The following is a 22,057-nucleotide window of genomic DNA, read 5'->3' as shown; positions in this document are numbered from 1 at the left end:
GGAGAACACAGGTCAGGGTGGGCCTGGGTGCCGATCCTCCTCGAGGGGCGGCTCCGGCGTGTCATGTGCCGCGCGGAGGGGCGGCGTCTCTCCGGACCCGGAACGCCCATGGGCCACGGGAATCCCGTCCGGAAACAACGGACATCCCCCCTTGACGGGGGACACGTGTGAGCGAAGGATGGCACGGCAGTCGAATGGGTGATCTGGGACACGCGAGGTGATGTGCCGTCTCGGAAGGGGCGGCCATCCGAGAAGGGACGCGCATGCGTGTACGGCGGCGGTCGGTCGCGGCGGGGACGTTGGGGCTGGTGCTCCTGGCCTCCGGGTGCGGAGGCGGAGGTGGGGGAGCCGACCAGGTCGAGGTCTTCTCCTGGTGGACCGGTGGCGGTGAGGAGGCCGGGCTGGAGGCGCTCATCGAGCGCTTCGAGGAGGACAACCCCGGGGTCGAGTTCGTCAACGCGGCCGTGGCCGGAGGGTCGGGGACCAACGCCCAGGCCGTCCTGGAGGGGCGGTTGCAGAGTCAGGATCCGCCCGACTCCTTCCAGGGGCACGCCGGGGCCGAACTCCAGGACTACATCGAGGCGGGCTACCTCCAACCGCTGGACGACTTCTACGACGAGCAGGGGTTGCGCGAGGCCCTGCCGGACCAGTTGATCGAGCAGATCTCCTACGAGGGCGAGGTCTACTCGGTCCCGGTCAACATCCACCGTTCCAACGTGCTGTGGTTCAACCCCTCGCTGTTGGAGGAGGCCGGGGTGGAGGCCCCGCCCGAGACCCTCGACGAGTTGGTGGAGGCCCTGGAGGCGGTCGCGGAGGAGACCGACGCCATCCCCATGGCGGTGGGCGCGCAGTGGACCGTCTCGCACCTGTTGGAGTCGGTGCTGTTGGGTTCCCTGGGTCCCGACGCCTACAACGGTCTGTGGGAGCCGGGGGCCGATTGGGGCACCCCGGAGGTGGCCGAGGCGCTGGAGACCTTCGAGGTGATCCTGGACCACACCCAGGAGGAGTCCGCGGCCGAGGACTGGCAGGAGGCGTCGCGTCGGGTCGCCGACGGCGAGGCGGCCTTCAACATCATGGGCGACTGGGCGGCCGGGTACTTCGACGAAGTGGGAGCGCTCCCCGGAGAGGATTACGACTGGGTGGCCTCGCCCGGGACCGACGGCACCTACATGTGGTTGTCGGACAGTTTCACCCTGCCGGTGGGGGCGCCCAACGAGGAGGCGGCGCTGAGCTGGCTCGAACTGGTCGCCGGTCGTGAGGGGCAGGACGTCTTCAACCCGCTCAAGGGGTCCATCCCCGCGCGTGAGGACGCCGATCCGGCCCACTACGCCGACAGTCCCTATCTGGAGTCGGCCCTGGCCGAGTGGCAGGCGGGTCCCGAGCTGGCGGGGTCGTTCTGGCACGGGGTGACCGTGGGCAACCGGTGGAAGAACGACGTCGACACCGCCGTCGGGCTGTATCTGGGCGACGGTGACCTGGAGGCGTTCAACGACGCGTTGCACGAGGCCGCGCGGTCCGAATGAGCGTCTCCGAGAAAAGGGCGGGCGGCGCGGTCGGGTCCGGTCCGGGCCGCGCCCCCGCCCAGATGTCACCGTGGCGCCGTGCGCTGGTCCGTTCCCGCTCGTGGCTGCCCGGGCTCCTGTTGGTCTCCCCGTCGATCCTGCTCATCGGGGTGTTCGTCTACGGCATGATCGGCTGGAACACCCGGCTGGCGTTGAGCGACCGGCATCGGCCGGTGCAGGAGGGGGAGTTCGTCGGTCTGACGAACTTCGTGTCCTTGTGGCAGGAGGCCCGTTGGCCGGCGGCGGTGGGCAACGCGGTCGTGTTCACGGTGGTCTTCGTCGGTGGAGCGCTGCTGCTGGGGTGGTTCCTGGGGCTGTTGTTGGACAAGGGGATACGGGGAGAGGCGGTCTTCCGCACCCTGTTCCTGGCGCCGATGGCGGTCTCCTTCATCGCGACCGGTGTGGTGTGGCGGTGGTTGATGAACCCCGCCCCGGCGGAGCGGGCGACCGGGCTCAACGCCCTGTTCGTCCATCTGAACCTGGACTTCCTGGTCAACGATTGGTGGACCGCTCCGGATCTGGGGATGGCGGCGATGGCCCTGCCCGCGATCTGGCAGTTGGCCGGGTACGTCATGGCGCTGTTCCTGGCGGGCTTTCGCGGGGTTCCGGAGGAGTTGCGCGAGGCGGCCCGGGTGGACGGTTGTTCGGAGTGGGGCGTGTACCGGCATGTGGTGATGCCGCAGTTGAGGCCGGTGTTGTTGAGCTCGGTGATCATTCTGGGGCACATGTCGCTGAAGGTGTTCGATCTGATCATCGCGATCGCGGGGCAGCAGATCGTGGCGGACGTGCCCGCCGTGTACATGTGGGCGATGGTCTTCGAGGTCCGTGATCCGGCCAAGGGCGCCACGATCGCCTCCTATCTGTTGATCGCGGTGGCGTTGTTCGTCGTCCCCTATCTGGTGTGGAGTGTGCGCAAGGAACGGAGCGAGGGCCGATGAGCACGCGAGCGACCGCGGTCGGCGAGAGGACGGGCCGGGCGCGGAGCGGGCGTATGGTCCGGTTCGTCCTGTTGTTCGCCCTGGCGGTGTTGTTCATGCTGCCGATGTACGTGCTGTTGGTGACGGGCTTCAAGCCCTTCGACGAGGCCACCGCGGCCCGGGCCTGGCTGCCGCCGCAGACCTGGAGCGTGGAGGGGTGGGCGGCCGCCTGGCAGGCCCTGGCCCCGGGGTTGCGCAACAGTGTGATGGTGGCGGTGCCCAGCGCGGTGCTCTCCGCGGTGTTGGGGTCGATGAACGGGTACGTGATGGCGCGTTGGCGCTTTCCGGGCGCGGACACGGTGTTCACGCTGTTCCTGTTCGGGATGTTCATCCCCTACCAGGCGGTGATGATCCCGCTCCAGCAGATGTTGGTGGGCGCGAACCTGATGGGCGGGTTGTTCCCGTTGATCCTGGCGCACACCGTGTACGGGATCCCGATCTGCACGTTGATCTTCCGGAACTACTACGCGAGTATTCCGCCGGCGTTGGTGGAGGCGGCCCGGGTGGACGGCGCGGGCATGCTGCGCACCTACGCCTCGGTGGTGTTGCCGGTGTCGGCGCCGGCGTTCGCGGTCACGTTGATCTGGCAGTTCACCTCGGCCTGGAACGATTTCCTGTTCGCGGTGTTCCTGACCGGGCCGAACAGTTGGCCGGTGACGGTGCAGTTGAACAACGTGGCCGGGTCGATGGTGGTGCCCTACAACCAGCAGATGGCGGCGGCGGTGTTGGCGTCGTTGCCGACGTTGGTCGTCTATCTGGTGTTGGGGCGGTTCTTCATGAGGGGGTTGATGGCGGGCGCGCTCAAGGGGTGACGGGGGCGGTCGCGGGCGGGTTCTCGCGGCCGGCCGTGTAGACGCTCAGGTGGGTGTGGGCCAGGGAGAGCAGGGGTGTGGGCACTCCGAGTTCCCGGCCTCGGGCGACCAGGTCGCCGACGATGTGGTCGCCCTCCACCGGGTTGTCGTGGGTCAGGTCCCAGTACATGGAGGTGGAGGTCTCGCGTTCGGTGTCGCCGATGATCCGGTCGGCGAGGGCGCGGATGCGTTCGCCCGGGGGGTATCCGGCGGCGGTGGCCACGGCCATGGCCTCGGCGAACATCGCCGCGCTGAACTCGGAGCCGCCGGGGGCCCGGTTGACGCGGCCGATGGGGGCGCGCATCAGGCAGGTGGCGGCTCCCAGGCTCGCGAGGAAGACCCACTTGTCCCACATCTCCTGGCGGATGTCCTCGGCGGTGCGGGCGGTGAAGGCGGCGCCGTGCAGGGCCTTGTGCACTTGTTCGGGTGCGAGGACCGGGGTGCGGCTCAAGGGTCCGTAGACGAGTTCGCCCATCTTGCCGACCTCGATGATCTCTCCGGAGTCGCCGAGGCGGGTCATCACCATGCTCACGCCGCCGTAGACGCGGTCGAGGCCGAAGCGGTCGACGAGTACGTCCAGGTGGCGCATGCCGTTGAGGAAGGGGACGACCACGGTGTTCGGGCCCATGGCGGGGGTCAGGTCGGCGACGGCGCCCTCCAGTCCGTAGGACTTCACGGCGAGGACGACGAGGTCGTATTCGGGGCGCAGGAGGTCGGCGGTGACGGGGCGTACGGGGATCCGTTCGGTCGCGCCGTCGACGGTGCGCAGGTTCAGGCCTCGTTCGCGCAGGAGTTCGGCGCGTGGGGGGCGGACCAGGAAGTCGACGTCACGTCCGGCCTGGACGAGTCGGGCGCCGAAGTATCCGCCGACCGCTCCGGCTCCCACGACAAGGATTCTCATGCTGCTCCCACCCGATGGTTCGTGATCACCGCAAAACGTACGGCTCCGGTAGGGAGGTCGGCAAGGCCCGGTGGTGTTCGGGGGCCGGTCGTCGGGGTGTGATCGGGTCGGGGAGCGGATGGGGCGGGTGGGGACGACTCGCCCTTAGCGGTCGCGTGTGTTCGGTGGCCGAAGAATGAGATGTCGGATTATTGGTGTTATGTTCCTGCGGTTTTATGGGTCCGGAAATCGAGGTCCGAAAAGGTTTTCCGGGATATCGGGGTTGCGCTCCCCCTCGGGTTCGGAGAGGATCCTTCCGAAACCCTCCGTGTTATCGGTTAAAAAGAGGGTTGTTTTCATGAAACGTACATGAGATGAGAAAGGATGGTGGAATGAAGGCGTTGTCCACCGTGGCCGCCCTTGTCCTCGGCGGTGTGCTTTTGGGGGCCTCCCCGGCGCACGCGGCGACCGGCGAGGTCGTGGTCTTCAAGACCGAGCTCGAAGACCTGGAGCGCTACACCGATCCGGCCTCGGGAAGCTGCCACCGGCTCCCCGCGACCGCGCACGTGCTGTTCAACATGACCGACACGGAGGTGCGCATCCACCCGGGCACCACCTGCTTCGCCCCCGGCGTCCCGGTCGCCCCCGACCGCGGATGGTACGCTCCGCCCAGCGGTCTCTTCAGCTTCTCGGTGGCCTGACCCCTCCGGAGTGCAAAAGGGATGAACTCCGCTAATCGTTGATCTCTCCCTTTCTTGCCTCTTTCTTCCTGATTGAGGAATGCCCTCCGTCGGGTTTTGGGGTGTGAGAACCGGTTCTATTCTTTGACTCCGTTCCGTGGTCGCAAGAGGATGAGTGCCCGTTCATGGCTCCGCGTGTCCGACAGGAACGCCGAGCGGTACGGGTACCAGAGAACCGGAAAGGTGTCGGCCCTTCATGCTGCACACCCTCATCGTCGGCTTGGGCAGATCCGGACAAGGGCTGCACGCGCCGTCGCTCGCCAAGGCGCGGGCGGCGGCACCCGACCTCTTCGCCCCGGGGCCGATCCTGGGCTACGATCCGCTGCACGAGAGGGCCGACGGGATACACGTGGTCGACTCTCCGGAGGAGGCGGCGCGGCTGTGCCCGCCGGAGCGGACCGTCGTCCACCTGTGCACCCCGCCGCGGCTGCGCGTGGAGATGCTGGGACACCTGGCCGATCTGGGCTACCGCCGGATCATCGTGGAGAAGCCCCTGGCCCTGGACCTGGTGGAGCTCGCCGGCATAGCGCGTCTGCGCCGCTCCCGGGGGCTGGACCTGAACGTGGCGACGCCGTGGTCGGCCAGCTCCCTGACCCGGCGGCTGGTCGCGGTCCGACGTTCCGGGGTCTTCGGCGGGCTGCGCGCCATCACGGTGGTCCAGAACAAGCCCCGGTTCACCCGGAGCCTGGAGTCCACCTCCCACCCCACGGCCTTCGACGTCGAGGTCCCGCACGCCCTGGCCGCGGCCGTCTCCCTGGCGGGCGACGCCGACGTGGTCTCGGCCGATCTGTCGGACATGACCGTCGAGGGGCTGCGGATGCCCGGTCTGGGCGGGGCCCGGGTGGAGCTGGCGCACCGGAGCGGAACCCTCACCCGGATCGAGTCCGACCTGACCTGTCCGACCCGGGAACGCCGGATCGTGCTGGAGTTCGACACGGCCGTCCTGACCGGCCACTACCCGTGCAGCGAGGCGGACCACACCGCGCAGCTCTCGGTGACCGTCGCGGGGCGCGAGCCCGCCCGTTCGGTCTTTCCCGACGACGCCCTGACCGCGCTCCTGCGCTCCTGTTACGGCCGCTACTCCCGCCCTTGGGGCGGTGGCGGCGACCTTCCCGCGCAGATCGAGGCGGTCCGTCTGCTGGCCGAGGCCAAGCGTCTGTGCGCGCCCACGACCGTGGCGAGGGAGGTCGACAGTGCCGTCGGTGCCTGAGTCCTCACCTCTGGCCGGGATCGGCGACGAGGCCGCCCCCGACCTGGCGGGCCAACTCGACGCGGTGCGCGAGCTGGGCTGGAACCTTCTGGAGCTGCGCACCCTGGACGGGGTGCCCGTCGCCGAGCTGGGGGAGGAGGAGTTCGCGCGGGCGGCGGACCGGATCGGGGAGGCCGGGGTCGAGGTGGTCGCCGTGGCCGCCAAGATCGGTGACTGGTCCCGCCCGGTGACCGGGGACTTCGCCGTCGATCTGGCCGAACTCGACGTTCTGGCCCGACGGTGCGCCCGTCTGGGGACGCGCATGGTGCGGATCATGTCCTTCCCCTCCGGGGGGACGACCGAGCCGGAGTGGGGACGGATCGCGCGGGCCCGGGTGCGCGAACTGGCGCGCAGGGCCGAGGACGCCGGTCTGCTGTTGGTCCACGAGAACTGCGCCGGTTGGGCCGGGGACGACGCCGACCGGGCGCTGGCGTTGGTGGCCGAGGCCGACAGTCCGGCGCTGCGGCTGCTGTTCGACACCGGTAACGGGATCGCCCACGGCTACGACGCTCCGGCGCTGCTCGCGCCCTTGGTGGAGTACGTGGCCCACGTCCACGTCAAGGACGCGGTCGCCGTACCCGGGGGCGAGACGGCCTACGTGTCGCCGGGCGAGGGCGAGGCCGGCGTCGAGGAGTGTCTGCGGATCCTGGAGGACCACGGCTATCGGGGGGCGCTGTCCATCGAACCCCACCTGCACCTGCGCCCCCACCTGCGGGCGTCCGGGACCGACCCGGGCCGGGGGGACCGGGCCGCGTTCGTCGAGTACGGGCGGGCCACGGAGGCGCTCGTCCGTCGGGTCCGGAACGAGGGGGCGCTTCGATGAGGGCCGCCCTGAACCCCTCCGACCAGGCCCTGCTGCTCCGGTCGATGGAGATCCCCACCGCCGGCCCCCTGGAGGTCGGCACGGACGGGCCCGCGCCCCGGCTGTGGGAGGCCCAACGGGAGTACGCGAAGGCCGCCGGGGAGCTCGGCTTCCGGGTGGTGCGCCACGCCCCGGCCGACCCGGCCGACCTGGACCGTCCCGGGGTCCCCGAGACGGTGCGCGCGGCGGCGGCAGACCCCCGGTTCCTGGCGGAACAGCCGAGCCTGGTCCTGCGTCTGGGGCCGGACGAGCTGCCGCGCGAGCGCACCGTGATGTTCAACGTGCACCTGGACACCGTGGCCGGGAACCCTCCGGTCTCCTTCGACGGGAAGGTCTTTCGCGGACGCGGCGCCATCGACGCCAAGGGGCCCGCGGTGGCCCTGCTGGCCGGGGTGCGCGCCGCCCTGGAGCGGTCCGAGCGGGTCGGTCGCGACAGCGCGGTGATCGTCCAGGCCGTGGCGGGCGAGGAGGGCGGCGCCATGGGCGTCCTGGGCACCCGGCCCCTGGTGGAGCGCGGGTACGTGGGGCGTCTCAACGTGTTCTGCGAACCCACCTCCGGACGCTTCTCGCCCCGGAGCACGGCGTCGATGACCGCCCGGGTGTCGGTGCGCGGCGACGACGCGATCGACGACCGTCCCCACACCGGCCACAACGCCTCCGTCCTGTCGGGGTTCCTGGCCCAACGGATGGGTCGGCTCCTGGACTCCTACGCCGGAAGCGGAGCGGTGTGCGTGGCCGGCCTGTGGACCGGCACCCTGCACAACCGGGTCTACGGCGGCGGAGATCTGCTGTTCAACCTCTCCTACGGCGACGCGGAGACCGGCCGTGTCCTGGAGGCGGCGGTGGCCGAGGCCTTCGAGACCGCGTTGACGGAGTTCGTCGCCGAGTTCTCCGACACGACCCTGTTCGCCCGTACCGCGCGGGACGCACGCCGGATCACCCGACTGGACTGGCCCAAGCGCGGACTGCCGGTGCTGGACGATCGCGATGCCCGGGGCCACGACCTGCTGCGGCGGGCCGGGGTGCCCGAGTGGCCCGCGGACGAGCCGGCCTTCACCTGCGACGCCATCTGGGCGTCGGGGATCCCCGACACGTGCTCGGTCGTCCTGGGCCCCGGCGACCTGGCCGCCGACGGGGCGCACGGCGACGACGAGTCCGCCCGCCTGTCCGACCTCGACGGGTTCGCCGAGACGGTGGCCCGTCTACTGACCGCCTTCACCCAAGAGACGAACGGAGGATCGTGACCACCCTCTCCTCGGAGTCACCGAGAACCGCCCCGTCGGGGTCGACCGTCCTGGTCGACCCCGACGAACTGAACCTCTTCGTCACGGAGATGTTCGTCCACCGCGGAATGCCCCGGGACCGTGCCGTCGAGTCGGCGCGCGCCCTGTGCCACGGCGACCTGACCGGGATGGACTCGCACGGCGTGGCCAACCTGGCGGGCCTGTACCTGCCCCTGCTCGACGAGGGCCGGGCCGACCCCCGGGCCGAGCCGTCGATCGTGACCGATCTGGGCGCCGCCCTGCTGGTCGACGCGCGGCGCTCCCTGGGATTGTGGTCGGCCTCCTGGGCGATGGATCTGGCCGTGGAGCGGGCCGAACGGCACGGGGTGGGGATGGTGTCGGTCCGTGACGCCACCCACCTGGGCTGCGCCGGGTTCCACGCGCTGCGCGCGGCCGAGCGGGGCATGATCGGCGTGGTCTCCAGCAACTGCGGCGGGCAGCGGATCGCCCGCCCGCCGGGCGGCGCGGTGGCGATGTTGGGGACCAACCCGCTGGCCGTCTCGGCCCCGGCGGGAGGGCATCCGCCCTTCCTGTTGGACATGAGCACCACCGCGGCCCCGACCGGGAGGGTCCGGCAGGCGGCCCGGGAGGGGCGCGTGCTGCCGGAGGGGTTGCTGTGCGACGACCGGGGTGCTCCGGTCACCGATCCGGCCGCCTTCGACGCCGGGGACGCGCATCTGATGTGGCTGGGCGGTCATGTGGGCCGGTTCAAGGGCTTCGGGCTGGGGCTGGTGGTCGAGGTGCTCTCGGCTCTGGTCTCGGGTTCGGGGCGCGGTCCGCACGAGGACGCGTTGGAGGGGGACGGCGGTCCGAGCGGGCGCGACGACGACATCGGTCTGCTGTTGCTGGCCATCGCCCCCGATGCCCTGAGGCAGGGGGCGGAGGCCGACGCCGAGGGCCTGTTCGGCGCGCTGCTGGACTGCCCGCCCACCGACCCGGATCTGCCGGTGCGCTACCCCGGATGGCACGAACACCACTACGCCCGTGAGCGGGCCGAGCACGGAGTGCCGCTGCCCGCCGCCCTGTACGCGGTTCTGGTGGAGCAGGGAGAACGGGCCGGGGTCCGGGCGCCCGAGGTACGAGGAGGGGCACGATGACCGAGGGACCGTTGCGCGTGGGGGTCGTGGGGCTGGGCTTCATCTCCCGCTTCTACCTGGCGGCGTTGGAGGCCTCCCCGGCCTGGCGGACGGTGGCGGTGTGCGACCTGGACCCCGCCAAGGTCGCCGACCCGCCCGAGGGGGCGGTGGGCCACACCGACCACACCACGATGTTGGACGAGGTGGAGCTGGACGCGGTCGTGGTCACCGCGCCCAACGACGCCCACGCCCGGATCTGCGCGGACGCCCTCGAACGGGGGGTCGCGGTCTGCGTGGAGAAGCCCCTGGCCCTGACCCCGGCCGAGGGAGAGCCCCTGGCCGCTCTGGCCCGGGAGCGCGGGGCGGCGCTGTTCACCGCCTTCCACCGCAGGTACAACTCCGAGTTCCTGGCCCTGCGGGAACGGTTGGAGGGGAGTGTTCCGGCGGAGGTGACCGTGCGCTACCTGGAACGGATCGAGGAGCACACGGGGGACGACACCTGGTACCTGGACCCGGCCCGGTGCGGCGGCGGATGCGTGGCCGACAACGGACCCAACGCCTTCGATCTGGTGGAGGCGCTGGTGGGGCGGGTCGAGGTGGACACAGCGAGGGTGGACTACGACTCCTCGGGTGTGGACCGTCGAGCGGACATCGGCCTGGTCGCCACGGGGGCCCGGGCCAGGGTCCTGCTCGATTGGTCCCACCCGGGGGAACGCAAGGACGTCGAGGTGCGCACGGTCGACGGTCGGGTCCTGAGCGCCGACATGTTGGCCGGCCGCCCGGCGTTCAAGGAGTCGCTGTGGCACGAGTACGAGGGCATCGTGGCCGACTTCGAACGTCGGGTGCGCGAGGGCGCGCAGGACGGCGCGGGGACGTCGGCGCTGCGCCTGGTCGAGGACGTCTACCGCGAGGCGCGGGAGAACGAGGGGGAGAGGGTGGGTTCGTGAACCCGTGTGAGGACGGGCCCAAGCGGAACGTCACCGGGAGCCTGGTCAAGGTGCTGGTGCACCGCAGGACCGAGCGCGGGATGCGGTTGGAGCCGTTCGCGAGCCGGTGCGTGCGCGCGGGCGAGGTCCACGAGTTGGTCGCCACCGATCACACCGAGACCGAGGAGGGCGCCCGGATCGACCGGGTGGGCTTCCTCGGCTTCGCCGAGATCACCTCGGCGGGGGTCGTGGACCGGGGCGATCGGGTGTGGATCGGGGGGCGCCTGGTGGGCGTGGTCCTGGGCTTCGACGCCTGCCACACGCCCAACCACTACAACGTGTTGATCCACGCCGCCCCCATCCCCACCGGAGCCTCTCTGGGGCTGGCTCCCGAGGAGGGTCTGGTCTTCGAACAGGGGAGTGCGGACACGCCCGGGGACGACCCTTTCGCGAGGGTCGAAGAAAATGTCGAAGAATGTCCGATATAAAAGTCGCATTCATCTCTCCGTTTTCTCTGTTCTGGTTTTAGCGGGTGTCTTGAGGCTGTAATCTTTTCGTGGGTTGAGGGAGATCGACCGATCACCCGAGCGGCTCATTCTATTTATTGAATTCGCTTTTTCCATACGGTGATCCGAGGGAGAAACATATGACGACCGCTACCAAGGCCGAGAACCGTCTCGAAGAGCGTTTCCGTCTGTGGGACCACGACGGCAACGGCATCATCGAGCGCTCGGACTTCGTGGCCGAGGCCGAGGGCATCCTGGAGCGTCTGGGTGCCGCGGGCACGCCCAAGGGCGACGCCCTGCGCGACAGCTACCTGGCCATGTTCGACCTCCTCGCGGAGGCCGCCGGCACCGACCGGATGAGCCAGGACAAGTTCGTCGAGGTCGCCGAGCAGGAGGTCGTCAGCAAGGGCGACGCCGGCTTCAAGCGGGTCGTCGAGCCGACCATCCAGGCCATCGTCGACGTGCTCGACACCGACGGTGACGGCGAGGTCAGCCCGTCCGAGATGGAGAAGTGGTTCGCCGCCATCGGTCTCAGCGGCGCGCAGGCCGACGACGCCTTCAGGCAGATCGACGTCGACGGCAGTGGCGACCTGTCCACCGCCGAGCTGGTCGCCGCCGTGCGCGACTACCACCTCGGCAAGAACGACATCCCCCTCCTGGGCGCCTGACGACTTCTCGACGTCCCCCTTCCGGCCCGGCCGCGGCTCCCCCCCCCGCGGCCGGGCCCCGCCCCCTTTTCCTCGGGAAACGGAACACGTGAATCCAGTACTCTCCTCCTCTGCTCGAGAAAAGCAGAGCGAAAATAATTCCGAAATACCTTTCTTCGATCAGTCGGAGACTTTTCGAAGACTGTGGCCGGAGATCAGAGAGAACTGTGGCCGCGTCCTGGACGACGGTAAGTTCTCTCATGGCTCCATGGTCGAAGAATTCGAACGCGAACTCGAACGTTGGACCGGCGCCCGGCACGTGGTCGGCGTCAATTCCGGAACCGACGCGCTCGTTCTCCTGCTCCGCGCCGCCGGTCTGCGCCCCGGCGACGAGGTGATCGTCCCCGCCTACACCTTCGTGGCCACCGCGACCGCCGTCGTACACGCCGGCGGGGTCCCGGTCTTCGCCGACATCGAGCCGCACGGTCACGGCATCGACCCGCGTTCGGTGGAGCGGGCGATCACCGAACGCACCCGCGCGGTCATGCCCGTCCACCTCTTCGACCGTCTCGCCGACATGGAGGGCGTGGGGGAGGTCGCCCGCGCCCACGGGCTCACGGTCCTGGAGGACAGCGCCGAGGCGATCGGCATGCGATCGGACGGCAGGCACGCGGGCCTGCTCGGAGCGGGCGGTGTGCTCTCCTTCTTCCCCGCCAAGACCCTGGGCGCCGTCGGTGACGCCGGAGCGCTGCTCACCGACGACGACGCCATCGCCGAGACCGCGCGGATGATCCGCCACCACGGCAGGTCGGGCCGCACCCTGGCCGACTTCCCCGGCATCTCCAACCCGACGGTGGTCACCGGCTGCAACAGCAAGATGGACGACCTCCAGGCCGCCGTCCTGCTCGCCAAGCTCGCCCACCTGGACGCCGACATCGAACGCCGCGCCGAACTGTCGCGACGTTACGACGAGCGTCTGCGCGGCCTTCCCGGTGTCCGCGCCGTCCCCGGGGACGCCCCGCGGGTCCCGCGCCAGGAACGGGTGATCTACGTCCACCTCATCGAGGTCGACGGCCGCGACGCCCTCGCCGCGCACCTGGCCGCCGCCGGGATCGGGACCGAGGTCTACTACCCGCGTCCCCTGCACCTTCAGCCCTGCTTCTCCCACCTGGGTCACCGGCCCGGCGACCTCCCCCGCGCGGAGGAGGTCTGCCGTTCGGCGCTCGCGCTGCCCCTGCACGCCGACCTCACCGACGCCCAGGTCGATCGCGTCTGCGACGAGATCGAACGCTTCCTCACCGGGGGGATCCGATGACCGTGACCGTCGAGCACGCCGTCCCGTTCTTCGCGCCCGATCTGTTCGAGGCCGACAGGGACGTCCTCCTGGACCTGCTGTACGAGGTCGGCACCTGTCCCGAGCAGAGGTTCATCCTCGGCCGCCGCACCGCCCGCTTCGAAGAGGCCCTGCGCGCCGAGACCAACGCCGCCGAGGCCGTGGCCTGCTCCAGCGGAACCTCCGCGCTCACCCTGATCCTGGCCGCCATGGGCATCGGGCCCGGCGACGAGGTGATCGTGCCCGCCTTCGGTTGCGCGCCCCTGGCGAGCACCGTCCTGTCGAGCGGGGCCCGACCGGTCTTCGCCGACATCGACCCCGTGACGCTGACGATGGACCCCGGCCACGCCGAGGCGCTGATCACCGACCGGACGCGGGCCCTGATGCCGGCGCACATGTTCTCGGTGATGGCGGACATGCCGCGCCTGCGGGACCTGGCCGACGAGCGGGGTCTGCGGCTGATCGAGGACTCCGCGCTGGCCCAGGGCGGGTCCCTGGAAGGTCGCCCGGCCGGTCTGTGGGGAGACGCCGGGGTCCACTCCTTCGTGCAGGTCAAGATCTTCGGCATGCCCGGCGAGGGCGGCGTGGTGCTCACCGACGACACGGCGCTGGGCGAGAGGGTGCGCATGCTGCGCAACCACGGCCAGGACGGGCGCAACCGGTTCCTGCACCACCACATCGGCCACAACAGCCGTTTCGACGAGGTGATGGCCGCCTTCCAGCTCCACCGGATGGAGGGTCTGGCCGCGCGGACGGCCCGCCGTACCGAGATCTGCTCGTACTACTCCGAGCGCCTGTCCGGCCTGGTCGAGGCCGGGATCACGGCGCCTCCGGTCGGCGGCGACGGCCGCTTCCCCTACGTCTACACGCTGCTGTGCGAGGACCGCGACGGCCTGCGCGCGCACCTGGCGAAGACGGGGATCGACGCTCACGTGTACTACCCGCGGATCCTGCCCGAGCAGCCGGCCTTCGCGCCGCACGCCCGCCCCGACGGCCACTGGCCCCGGGCGCGGGAGGCGGCTCGCCTCAACATCTCCCTGCCCCTGTATCCGCACCTGACCGACGCTCAGGTGGAACGGGTGGTCGACGACGTACGCGCGTTCGCGCTCCGGAGGACCCGATGACCGATCAGATGACCGCGCCCGTCGCGGCGCCCGCGCCGGGCCCCCGTACACGGCGCGCCACCCTGGCGGCCTACGCCCGCCTGGCCAAGCTCGACATCGTCGACTACTACATCGGCCTGCCGCTGGTGTTCGTCATGACGCTGCCCCTGTTGGGCTGGCGCGCGGACACCCTCGGCCTGCTCCTGCTGATCCTGGTGGCGGAGATCGCCGTGGTGGCCGCCATGGTCGCCTTCGACGACGTCACCGGTTACCGGGACGGCAGCGACGCCGCCAACTACGGTTCGGACGCGGCCCGTCGACGGCTGGCCCGCAAACCGCTCGTGGCCGGGACCCTGACCGAACCCCAGGCGCTGTCCTTCGGTCGGGCGGCGACCGTGGCGAGCGTCGCCCTGTGGACCCTGGTCATCGCGCTGGCCCCGCACCGTCCGATGTGGGCGATCGTGGGCGCGGCCCTGTGCCTGGTCGCCTCCGTCCAGTACTCCTGGGGGCTGAAGATCAGCTACCGGGGTTTCCAGGAGCTCTTCCTCGTCGGTCTCGGCGTGGGCTGGGTCCTGGTGCCCTATGGTCTGCTCACCGGCGGGATCGACGGGTTCGTCATCGTCCAGGCGCTGGTGTTCGGCGGTGGTCCGATGCTGTTCGGGCTCTACTCCAACACCAACGACGCCGACGGCGATCGGGCCGCGGGGCGGATCACCGTCGCGGCCAAGGTCTCCCCGAGGACCAACGCCGGCTTCATCATCGTGCTCACCGCCGCGGAGACCCTGCTGGTCACCGGCTCCTATCTGGCCGGGATCTCGCCGTGGTGGTTCCCCGTGGCGCTCCTGCCGGTGGCGCTCATGCGCCTGGCCCAGCTCTTCATCGGTTTCGTGCGCGGCGACATCCTGCGTGCGCGTCGTCTGGCGATCCACACCCACCGCGTCACGGTGGTCCTGTTGATCGGCGCCAACCTGGTCGCCGCCCTGCTCTGGGGGAGCGCGGCGTGACCGGACCGATCGACGTGGCGGTGGTGGGGGCGGGCCCGGCCGGACTGGCGACGGCGCACGCCCTGACCGCCGCCGGACGTTCGGTGCGGGTCCTGGAGGCGGCCGAGGCCGTGGGCGGGCGGATGCGCACGCTGCGCGTCGACGGCCACCTGGTGGACACCGGGGCGGAGATGATCCCGTCCGCGAACGCCTACCCGGCGACCTGGCGGCTGATCCGAGAGCTCGGACTGGACGCCGACCCCTCGGCGATCCCCCGGGTGCGCGGCGCTCTGTCGGTGTGGTGGGCGGGGCGCGCGCGTCGGAACGCGGGGCGCCCTCTGGGCCTGCTCACCGGTATGGGGCTCGCTCCGGCGGCCCGGCTGGACCTGGCGCGACTGCTGGGCCGGCTGGGCGGCGCCGACCTGGACCCCGAACATCCGGAGCGGGGCGATCTGACGGACGTGAGCGTCGCCGACCTGCTGGAGTCGGCGCACCCCCAGGTACGCGAACGCCTTCTGGGGCCGCTGGCCTCGGGCTTCTTCGGGTGGCCGCTGGAGCGGGCGGAGGCCGCCCCCTTCGCGGCCCATCTGGTCGCCTCGGGCAGCACCGCCCACTGGCGCACCTATCGGGACGGGATGGACACCCTGCCCCGTGCCCTGGCCGACCGGCTCGACGTGCGCACCGACCATCCGGTGACCCGGGTGGTCGAGGAGGAGGACGGCGTGCGTCTGGAGTCGCCCCGGGGCGACCTCACCGCCCGTGCGGTGGTCCTGGCGGTGCCGGCCCCCGTCGCGATGGAGCTGTACCCCGGGGCCGCGGGTGTGGAACGGGCCTACCTGGAGGCCTGCGAGTACGCGCCGATGCTCCGACTGTCCCTGTTCCTGGACACGCCGATGGCCCCGCGCGGCAGGGGGCACGGGTTCGCCGTCCTGGTCTCCGACGACCCCCTGCTGAGCGTGGTCACCGTCGACCACGACAAACATCCCGGCCGGGCGCCCCGAGGGCGTGGGCTGCTCTCCCTGGTCGCCTCTCCCCGAGGGGCCCGGGAGCTGGCCGAGGCCCCCGACCACGAGGTGGCGCGCCGGCTGACCGAGAGCGCCGAACGTCTCCTGCCCGGCCTGGGCGGGCACGTCCGTGGAGCGGTCGCGCACCGCTTCCGACACGGACTGCCCCTGCCCGGCCCGAAGGCGTTGGCGGCGCGCTCCGCCTTCGTCGCCCGCCCGCCCGCCGCCGTCGACTACGCCGGTGACTGGATCTCGCTGCGCCCGTGCAGCGAAGGCGCGGTGGCGTCGGCGACCACGGCCACCGAACGGGTCACGGCCTTCCTGGCCGCCGCCCGTGAACCGATCCGCATCGAGGAGACATGAAGCCACTGAGTCGTCCCCTGGACCTGGGGACCCTCTTCGACGACATGGCCGCACGCGGTACCAGTACCGTCGTCCACCTGAGCAGGCCTTTGGACGTCGCCCCCGAGGCGGGGTGGGAACTGGAGATCCCGGAGGCGGCCGCCCTGGTCCGCGGGCTCTCGGGCCGGATGGCCCGGGCCGGCGTGGGGCCGGGCGACCGGGTCGCGATCGCCAAGCGCAACCACTGGGACTACGTCCTGCTGTCCTGCGCGGCGGCGCGTCTGGGCGCCGTCCCGGCCTCCCTGTCCGCCCACCTGGAGCCCAGGGTCCTGGAGGAGCTCCTCAAACGGCTGGAACCGGCGCTGCTGGTCACCGACACCGCGCTGTTGGGCGCGGCCGCCGAGGAGGCCTGCGACCCCCGGGTCCACGCCCGTCGGACCCTGGTGGTCGACGGTCGGGCCGAGGGCGCCCTGACCATGGACGACCTCGCCGGGGCCGAGGTGCCGCCGCCCTGCCGTCCCCATCTGGACGCGCCTCTGGCGATCATGCACACCTCCGGGACCACCGGGACGCCGAAGCTGGTCGTGCACTCCACCCGCACCATCATGCGCCGTCTGGCCGGTTTCGAGGCCCACCGGTGGCCGGTCCTGGGCAGCCGACCGGACGACACGGTCGTCTCCTCCTACTCCTACGCGCACGGCCGCGCCCTGGCCTGGACGGCGAGCGTCCTGCGTCTGGCCCCGAAGACGATGTCGGTGATCACCTCCCCGGACTGGGCGGAGGCCGGGCCCGCCCTGGAGGCCCACCGGCCCACGATCCTGGAGGCCCAGCCCTCCACACTGGGCCGATGGCAGCGGCACACCGAAGGGGAGGACACCCCCTTCGACCGGGTGCGGCTGTTCGTCAGCACCTTCGACGCGATGCACCCGTCCACGGTCCGCTCCTTCCTGAACGCCACCGCGCACCGGCGACCGGTGTGGATGCAGGGCTGGGGACAGAGCGAGACCGGGCCGCTGACCTTCCGCTTCTTCACCCGACGCTCCCTGGAACGTGACCAGGGGACCATGCCCACCACCCGTGACCTGGGTCGACCGATCCCCGGCCGGACCCGGCTGCGCGCGGTGGACCCCGAGACCCTGCGGCCCGTGCCCACGGGGACGCCGGGGCTCCTGTTCTGCCGCACCGACGCCCTGTGCCTGGGATACGTGGGGGAGGAGGGCCGGTGGCGCTCCAAGTTGGTGGGCCAGTGGTGGAGCACCGGCGACATCGGCTTCATCGGGCGTACCGGCTCGGTCCGTCTGGTGGACCGGGAGGTGGACGCCCTCGCCGAGGGCGGCTGTCTGGAGATCGAGGACATCGTCGACGAGCGGCTGCCCGAGGTCCTGGAGTGCGTCGTGCTCGGTGTCCCCGACGGGGACCCGGTGCCGGTCGTGGCGACCGGGTCCGGGGAGTTGGACCACCAGGGGTGGCGGGCCGCGGTCGCCGACCTGCCCGCGATGGCCGACCCCGTGGTGCTCACCTGGGACGAGCTGCCGCGTACGGGCACCGGCAAGGTCCGCCGCGGGGAACTGCGCGACCTGCTGGACCTGCACCCCGGGACCCGGGGCACGGGGCGGTGGACGTGATCACGGACGGAACCCCGAGGGCCCCCTTGGCGGGGGTCGTCGTACGCGCGATCGGCGACACGACACCGGTGCGGGTCGCCCTCGACCGGCTGCGGGCGGCCGGATGCGACGTCGTCCGCGGCGAGGGTCCTCCCCCCGCCGCGGCGCCGGCCGGTCGGATCGAACTGCTCGCCACACCCGAGGGGGGACCCGTCGAGGGCGGCTGCGACCTGACGTGGGCCCCGCCGGGGAGCACGGTGGCGCCGGAGGACGAACAGGACGTCCAGGCCCTGTGCGGCCTGGCCCACCTGCACGGCCGTTCCCTGGGCGGGGCGCGTCCGCTCCCGATCGACTACGCGTCGGTGTGCGCGGGGGTGCTGGCCTCCCAGGCGGTGATGGCCGCGGTGTCGGCGGGTCCGGCGGGGACACGGTCGACGGTCTCGGTGGCCGGCGCCGCGCTATCGGCGGCCGCGCCCTACATCGCCGAGGCCGCCGCCTCGGAGGGAGGCCCGTCGACGGTCGTCGACGGGTCCCGTCCGCCCTTCCGCTCCCTCGACGGGGTCGTCTTCGAGATCGAGACCCTGGACCCCGAGGCGTGGCTGCGGTTCTGGACCCGCCTGGGGGCGCCCACGGCCGCGATCGCCTCGGGGTGGCCGCTCTTCCAGCGGCGTTTCGCCACGGCGGTGTGCCCGCTGCCGGACGAACTCTCCGGGATCCTCGCCTCGACACGGTTCGACCGCACGCGCGCGGTGGGTCTGGACACCGGGGTGGGGGTCGTGGCGCTGCGCCCGCCGGAGTCGGTCCCCGACGCCCGGCCGGTCTCGCCGTGGCGGCTGCGCGGGGTCGGCGGCCCCGCCGACCTCCGACCGCGATGGGCCCCTCGAGAGGGGGCGCCCCTGGCCGGGCTGCGGGTCGTGGAGGCCACCAACCGGATCCAGGGGCCGCTCGCCGGGCTGCTGCTGTCGTTCCTGGGGGCCGACGTGGTGCGGATGGAGCCGCCCGGCGGGGACCCCATGCGCGGTGTACCGCCCCTGGCCGGCGGTGTCTCGGCCCGCTTCACCGCCCTGAACCGGGGCAAGGACGCGGTGGAGATCGACCTGGCCTCGTGGGAGGGGCGAGAGAGCGCGACCGCGCTGGTGGCCGAGGCCGACGTCCTGCTCTACAACTGGCCTCCGGGGCGCGCCGAACGTTTCGGTCTGGGCATGGAGGATCTGGCCGAGAGGGCCCCCGGCCTGGTGCACGTGCACGTCGACGGGTGGGTGGACGAGGGTCCCGAGGACCCGGTGCCGGCCACCGACTTCCCCGTCCAGGCCCATGGAGGGATCGCCCACCTGCTCGCGGAGGGCGGGCGACCCGCCCCGTCCCTACTCACCCTCACCGACGTCCTCGGCGGGATCATCGCGGCCGAGGCGGTGACGGCGGCCCTGGCGCTGCGCTCCCGTCTGGGCACCGGGGTCGGCGCCCGGACCGGTCTGGTCGACGCGGCCCGGCTCCTGCGCGAGGTCGGCCGCGCCACCGGCCGCGAGGAGCCCTCCGTGCTCGCCCCGGTCGAGGATCCGCGCTGCGTGGTCGACCTCTTCCCGGACTCCTTCACGACGATCGACGGGGTGCCCCACCCCCGATCGCCCTGGACGTCCACCCCGGTGGAGGTGGGGCGACGATGACCACCTGGACCTCCGCGGCGGGGCTCGTCCTGACCGACCGTGTACCGGCCGCCCTGCGCGCCCGGTGGGTGGAGCGGGGATGGTGCCCCGACCAGGACCTGTACACGCTCTTCCAGGAGAGGGTCCGCTCCCATCCCTCGCGGGAAGCGGTCGTCGACGACCAGGGCACCCTCGACTACGCCGCCCTGGACGAGCGGGCGCGCCGGACCGCCGCGCTCCTGGCCGGACACGGTGTGCGCGAACGCGACGTGGTCGCGGTCCTGCTCCCCGACGGGCGGGACACCGTCGCCCTCGACCTGGCCATCGCCGCCCTGGGCGCCGTCGCGCTGCCCGTCCCGCCCGGCCGCTCCGACGCCGACGTGCTCGGCCTGATGGAGCGGGCGCGCGCCGGGCTCCTGGTCACCGACGCCTCTCGAGCCGAGAGGATCGAAAGGTCGGGGGCGCCCGCCCCGGTCCTGGCGATCGACGGCCCGGGCGCCCGGCGGCCGAGGCCGTACGTACCCGAGCGGCGTCGACCCGACCCGGAGTCGCCGGCGCGTGTCCTCCTCTCCTCGGGGTCGGAGGGGGAGCCGACCATGGTCGCCTACTCCCACAACGCGATGGCCGGCGGTCGGGGCAACTACGTGGGCGCCCTGCACGAGGGCGGGGGACCCCCGCGCGTGCTGCTCCTGGTCTCCTCGGCCTCCTCCTTCGGATCCCTGGGCATCGTCGCCCTGATCCGGCACGGGGCCACCCTGGTGACCACGCGCCGCTTCGACCCGGGCGAGGCGCTGGAGGCGATCGAACGGCATCGGCCCACCCTGCTGGTGGGGGTGCCCACCATGTTGCGGCGGATGGCGTTGCACGAGCGCGAGGTCGACACCTCGTCGCTGACGACCGTCGTCGCCAGCGGGGCGCCGCTGCACCGTGAGGTGTACGACCTGTGCGTCCGTCGTTTCCGGCGGCCGGTCGTCAACGTCTACGGCTCCACCGACGGGGTCAACTGCCACACCGCGCGGGACACCGGGGAGTGGGGGCCCGGCCGCGCCGGCCGCCCCGACCCGGCGGTGGCCGAGATCAGCGTGCGCGACCCCGAGGGGCGGCCCCTGCCCCCGGGCGAGACCGGCGAGATCTGGGCACTGGGCCCGATGACGCCGCTGTGTCACGTGGCCGCGCCCGAACTGGACCGGGAACGCCGACCGGCGGGCGGCTGGGTGCGCACCGGAGACCTCGGACGCCTGGGCGGCGACGGCGTCCTGTGGGTGATCGACCGGCTGCGTCGGACGGTGATCCGGGGCGGGGTCACCCTCTACCCCGCACGGGTCGAACACGCCCTGTCCGCGCATCCGGGCGTGGACGAGGTGCACTGCGTCCCGGTGCCCGACCCCGACCTGGGAGAACGCATGTGCGCCTGTGTCCGGCCCACGCCGGGGAGGACCACCCCCTCGGGGGAGGAACTGCTCGCCCACCTGCGCGATCGGCACGGCATGGACACCCGGGCCCTGCCCGAACACGTCCTGTTCCTCCCCTCCCTGCCGCTCGGCCCGACCGGGAAGGTGTGCGCCGGCACCCTGACCCGGATGGCGACCGAAGCGGTCCGAGCCCGAACGACCGTCCTGTCAGGAGATCCACGATGACCGACACCGCCACCGAACCCGGCTACCTCTTCGACAACCACAGCGAGCACGCCCACGACCAGCACAGCTTCCTGGCCGCGGCCTACGACCCGCTGACCACCCGCAGGCTGGAGGAGACCGGCGTCGGCCCGGGGTGGAACTGCCTGGAGGTGGGGGCCGGGGGCGGCTCCGTGGCCCACTGGCTGGCACGGCGGGTGGCGCCCGGCGGGCGGGTGCTCGCCACCGACATCAAGCCCGAGCGGATCGACCCCGTCGAAGGGCTGGAGGTGATCCGGCACGACGTCACCCGCGACCCGCTGCCGGAGGCCTCCTTCGACCTGATCCACTCCCGGCTGGTCCTGCTGCACCTGCCCGAGCGCGAGCGGGTGCTGGAGCGTCTGGTGCGCGCCCTCAAACCGGGCGGGGTGCTCCAGTTGGACGAGTTCGACATCACCTACGGGCCGTCCCTGCTCATGCCGGACGCCGAGGCCCGCGAGGTGTACGAGGGGTTCCTGGACGCCAAGATCAGGATGATGGAACGGGCCGGCGCGGATCCGGCCTGGGGGAGTCGTGCGCCCGAGGCGATGCGCCGGGCCGGTCTGGTGGACATCGACCCGCGACCGCACGTGGAGCGGTGGAGTTCGGAGTCTCCGGGCGTCCACCTGATCTCCCACCACACGCGCCACCTGCGGGAGGCGTTCCTGCGTGAGGGGATGACGGACGAGGGCCTGGCGCGGGTGCGCGAGCTGCTCGCCGACCCCTCGTTCCGGTCCTGCTCCTGCCTGATCTACTCGATCCAGGGCCGTCGACCCGAGTGAGGGCCGTGAGGGATCGTGGTCGCGCCCCGGGGTCCGCTCGGGGCGCGGCCGT

20 protein-coding genes are annotated in these 22,057 nt (G+C 71.8%); 19 read left to right on the top strand and 1 reads right to left on the bottom strand.

Annotated features, from left to right (window positions below; genetic code table 11):
• Positions 1 to 263 precede the first annotated feature (263 nt).
• Genes TR33_RS22825 through TR33_RS22815 form a run of 3 tightly spaced genes read left to right on the top strand, consistent with a single transcriptional unit; the run spans position 264 to position 3,351 of the window.
• A complete protein-coding gene (locus TR33_RS22825) occupies positions 264 to 1,523 on the top strand; it encodes an ABC transporter substrate-binding protein (protein ID WP_014912097.1) in 1,260 nt (419 codons plus the stop codon).
• Positions 1,520 to 2,500 carry a carbohydrate ABC transporter permease gene (locus TR33_RS22820; protein ID WP_014911754.1) on the top strand — a complete coding sequence of 327 codons (981 nt, stop codon included), beginning with the start codon at positions 1,520 to 1,522 and terminating at the stop codon, positions 2,498 to 2,500. The genes TR33_RS22825 and TR33_RS22820 overlap by 4 nt, the downstream gene beginning before the upstream one ends.
• Positions 2,497 to 3,351, top strand: coding sequence for a carbohydrate ABC transporter permease (locus TR33_RS22815; RefSeq protein WP_017535971.1), 855 nt, complete (start codon positions 2,497 to 2,499; stop codon positions 3,349 to 3,351). The genes TR33_RS22820 and TR33_RS22815 overlap by 4 nt, the downstream gene beginning before the upstream one ends.
• Here the strand turns inward: TR33_RS22815 and TR33_RS22810 are convergent.
• Complete coding sequence (locus tag TR33_RS22810) at positions 3,341 to 4,291, bottom strand: ketopantoate reductase family protein (RefSeq protein WP_202421724.1); 951 nt, start codon at positions 4,289 to 4,291, stop codon at positions 3,341 to 3,343. The genes TR33_RS22815 and TR33_RS22810 overlap by 11 nt on opposite strands.
• 371 nt (positions 4,292 to 4,662) lie before the next feature.
• Between TR33_RS22810 and TR33_RS22805 the strand changes: the two genes are divergently transcribed.
• The 16 genes from TR33_RS22805 to TR33_RS22730 all read left to right on the top strand — a co-directional run bounded on the left by TR33_RS22805 (position 4,663) and on the right by TR33_RS22730 (position 22,005).
• Complete coding sequence (locus tag TR33_RS22805; protein WP_042285400.1) at positions 4,663 to 4,971, top strand: hypothetical protein; 309 nt, start codon at positions 4,663 to 4,665, stop codon at positions 4,969 to 4,971.
• A 235-nt stretch (positions 4,972 to 5,206) separates the two neighbouring features.
• A complete protein-coding gene (locus TR33_RS22800; protein WP_042285397.1) occupies positions 5,207 to 6,220 on the top strand; it encodes a Gfo/Idh/MocA family oxidoreductase in 1,014 nt (337 codons plus the stop codon).
• Positions 6,213 to 7,082 (top strand): sugar phosphate isomerase/epimerase family protein, encoded by an 870-nt coding sequence (locus TR33_RS22795; protein ID WP_234305940.1) that lies wholly within the window; start codon positions 6,213 to 6,215, stop codon positions 7,080 to 7,082. Before TR33_RS22800 ends, TR33_RS22795 begins: the two co-directional genes overlap by 8 nt.
• Entirely contained in the window at positions 7,079 to 8,365 is a 1,287-nt protein-coding gene (locus TR33_RS22790) for a M20/M25/M40 family metallo-hydrolase (protein WP_042285390.1), read from the top strand. The genes TR33_RS22795 and TR33_RS22790 overlap by 4 nt, the downstream gene beginning before the upstream one ends.
• On the top strand, positions 8,362 to 9,501 hold the full coding sequence (locus TR33_RS22785) for an Ldh family oxidoreductase (protein WP_042285387.1): 1,140 nt from the start codon (positions 8,362 to 8,364) through the stop codon (positions 9,499 to 9,501). Before TR33_RS22790 ends, TR33_RS22785 begins: the two co-directional genes overlap by 4 nt.
• Positions 9,498 to 10,427, top strand: a complete 930-nt coding sequence (locus TR33_RS22780; protein WP_042285384.1) for a Gfo/Idh/MocA family protein — start codon at positions 9,498 to 9,500, stop codon at positions 10,425 to 10,427. The genes TR33_RS22785 and TR33_RS22780 overlap by 4 nt, the downstream gene beginning before the upstream one ends.
• Positions 10,424 to 10,894: a DUF6917 domain-containing protein gene (locus TR33_RS22775; RefSeq protein ID WP_014911186.1), complete on the top strand. Its 471-nt coding sequence runs from the start codon at positions 10,424 to 10,426 to the stop codon at positions 10,892 to 10,894. Before TR33_RS22780 ends, TR33_RS22775 begins: the two co-directional genes overlap by 4 nt.
• A gap of 158 nt (positions 10,895 to 11,052) precedes the next feature.
• A complete protein-coding gene (locus TR33_RS22770; RefSeq protein WP_042285381.1) occupies positions 11,053 to 11,580 on the top strand; it encodes an EF-hand domain-containing protein in 528 nt (175 codons plus the stop codon).
• An 88-nt stretch (positions 11,581 to 11,668) separates the two neighbouring features.
• A complete protein-coding gene (locus tag TR33_RS22765) occupies positions 11,669 to 12,874 on the top strand; it encodes a DegT/DnrJ/EryC1/StrS family aminotransferase (protein ID WP_042285379.1) in 1,206 nt (401 codons plus the stop codon).
• Entirely contained in the window at positions 12,871 to 14,016 is a 1,146-nt protein-coding gene (locus TR33_RS22760) for a DegT/DnrJ/EryC1/StrS family aminotransferase (RefSeq protein ID WP_017535979.1), read from the top strand. Before TR33_RS22765 ends, TR33_RS22760 begins: the two co-directional genes overlap by 4 nt.
• Positions 14,013 to 14,999, top strand: coding sequence for a UbiA family prenyltransferase (locus TR33_RS22755; RefSeq protein ID WP_017535980.1), 987 nt, complete (start codon positions 14,013 to 14,015; stop codon positions 14,997 to 14,999). The genes TR33_RS22760 and TR33_RS22755 overlap by 4 nt, the downstream gene beginning before the upstream one ends.
• Positions 14,996 to 16,345 carry a protoporphyrinogen/coproporphyrinogen oxidase gene (locus tag TR33_RS22750; RefSeq protein WP_042285376.1) on the top strand — a complete coding sequence of 450 codons (1,350 nt, stop codon included), beginning with the start codon at positions 14,996 to 14,998 and terminating at the stop codon, positions 16,343 to 16,345. The genes TR33_RS22755 and TR33_RS22750 overlap by 4 nt, the downstream gene beginning before the upstream one ends.
• Positions 16,342 to 17,949, top strand: a complete 1,608-nt coding sequence (locus TR33_RS22745; protein WP_042285374.1) for a class I adenylate-forming enzyme family protein — start codon at positions 16,342 to 16,344, stop codon at positions 17,947 to 17,949. Before TR33_RS22750 ends, TR33_RS22745 begins: the two co-directional genes overlap by 4 nt.
• The gene (locus TR33_RS22740) at positions 17,946 to 19,592 is read left to right on the top strand and encodes a CoA transferase (RefSeq protein ID WP_052358234.1); all 1,647 of its coding nucleotides are present in this window, start codon (positions 17,946 to 17,948) and stop codon (positions 19,590 to 19,592) included. The genes TR33_RS22745 and TR33_RS22740 overlap by 4 nt, the downstream gene beginning before the upstream one ends.
• The gene (locus TR33_RS22735) at positions 19,589 to 21,208 is read left to right on the top strand and encodes a class I adenylate-forming enzyme family protein (RefSeq protein ID WP_042285371.1); all 1,620 of its coding nucleotides are present in this window, start codon (positions 19,589 to 19,591) and stop codon (positions 21,206 to 21,208) included. The genes TR33_RS22740 and TR33_RS22735 overlap by 4 nt, the downstream gene beginning before the upstream one ends.
• The gene (locus TR33_RS22730) at positions 21,205 to 22,005 is read left to right on the top strand and encodes a class I SAM-dependent methyltransferase (RefSeq protein WP_014909436.1); all 801 of its coding nucleotides are present in this window, start codon (positions 21,205 to 21,207) and stop codon (positions 22,003 to 22,005) included. Before TR33_RS22735 ends, TR33_RS22730 begins: the two co-directional genes overlap by 4 nt.
• Positions 22,006 to 22,057: the final 52 nt, after the last annotated feature.

Source organism: Nocardiopsis alba, assembly GCF_000710955.1.
GTDB lineage: Bacteria > Actinomycetota > Actinomycetes > Streptosporangiales > Streptosporangiaceae > Nocardiopsis > Nocardiopsis alba.
The sequence above is the reverse complement of the archived record's forward strand: the minus strand, read 5'-3'. Positions and strand labels throughout refer to the sequence as shown.

Excerpts from the sequence above, each read along its gene's own strand:
- TR33_RS22805 (WP_042285400.1), top strand. The coding sequence starts at position 4,663 with ATGAAGGCGTTGTCCACCGTGGCCGCCCTTGTCCTCGGCGGTGTGCTT.
- TR33_RS22820 (WP_014911754.1), top strand. The coding sequence starts at position 1,520 with ATGAGCGTCTCCGAGAAAAGGGCGGGCGGCGCGGTCGGGTCCGGTCCG.
- TR33_RS22770 (WP_042285381.1), top strand. The coding sequence starts at position 11,053 with ATGACGACCGCTACCAAGGCCGAGAACCGTCTCGAAGAGCGTTTCCGT.
- TR33_RS22745 (WP_042285374.1), top strand. The coding sequence starts at position 16,342 with ATGAAGCCACTGAGTCGTCCCCTGGACCTGGGGACCCTCTTCGACGAC.
- TR33_RS22815 (WP_017535971.1), top strand. The coding sequence starts at position 2,497 with ATGAGCACGCGAGCGACCGCGGTCGGCGAGAGGACGGGCCGGGCGCGG.
- TR33_RS22755 (WP_017535980.1), top strand. The coding sequence starts at position 14,013 with ATGACCGATCAGATGACCGCGCCCGTCGCGGCGCCCGCGCCGGGCCCC.
- TR33_RS22800 (WP_042285397.1), top strand. The coding sequence starts at position 5,207 with ATGCTGCACACCCTCATCGTCGGCTTGGGCAGATCCGGACAAGGGCTG.
- TR33_RS22760 (WP_017535979.1), top strand. The coding sequence starts at position 12,871 with ATGACCGTGACCGTCGAGCACGCCGTCCCGTTCTTCGCGCCCGATCTG.
- TR33_RS22730 (WP_014909436.1), top strand. The coding sequence starts at position 21,205 with ATGACCGACACCGCCACCGAACCCGGCTACCTCTTCGACAACCACAGC.
- TR33_RS22825 (WP_014912097.1), top strand. The coding sequence starts at position 264 with ATGCGTGTACGGCGGCGGTCGGTCGCGGCGGGGACGTTGGGGCTGGTG.
- TR33_RS22780 (WP_042285384.1), top strand. The coding sequence starts at position 9,498 with ATGACCGAGGGACCGTTGCGCGTGGGGGTCGTGGGGCTGGGCTTCATC.
- TR33_RS22810 (WP_202421724.1), bottom strand. The coding sequence starts at position 4,291 with ATGAGAATCCTTGTCGTGGGAGCCGGAGCGGTCGGCGGATACTTCGGC.
- TR33_RS22790 (WP_042285390.1), top strand. The coding sequence starts at position 7,079 with ATGAGGGCCGCCCTGAACCCCTCCGACCAGGCCCTGCTGCTCCGGTCG.
- TR33_RS22735 (WP_042285371.1), top strand. The coding sequence starts at position 19,589 with ATGACCACCTGGACCTCCGCGGCGGGGCTCGTCCTGACCGACCGTGTA.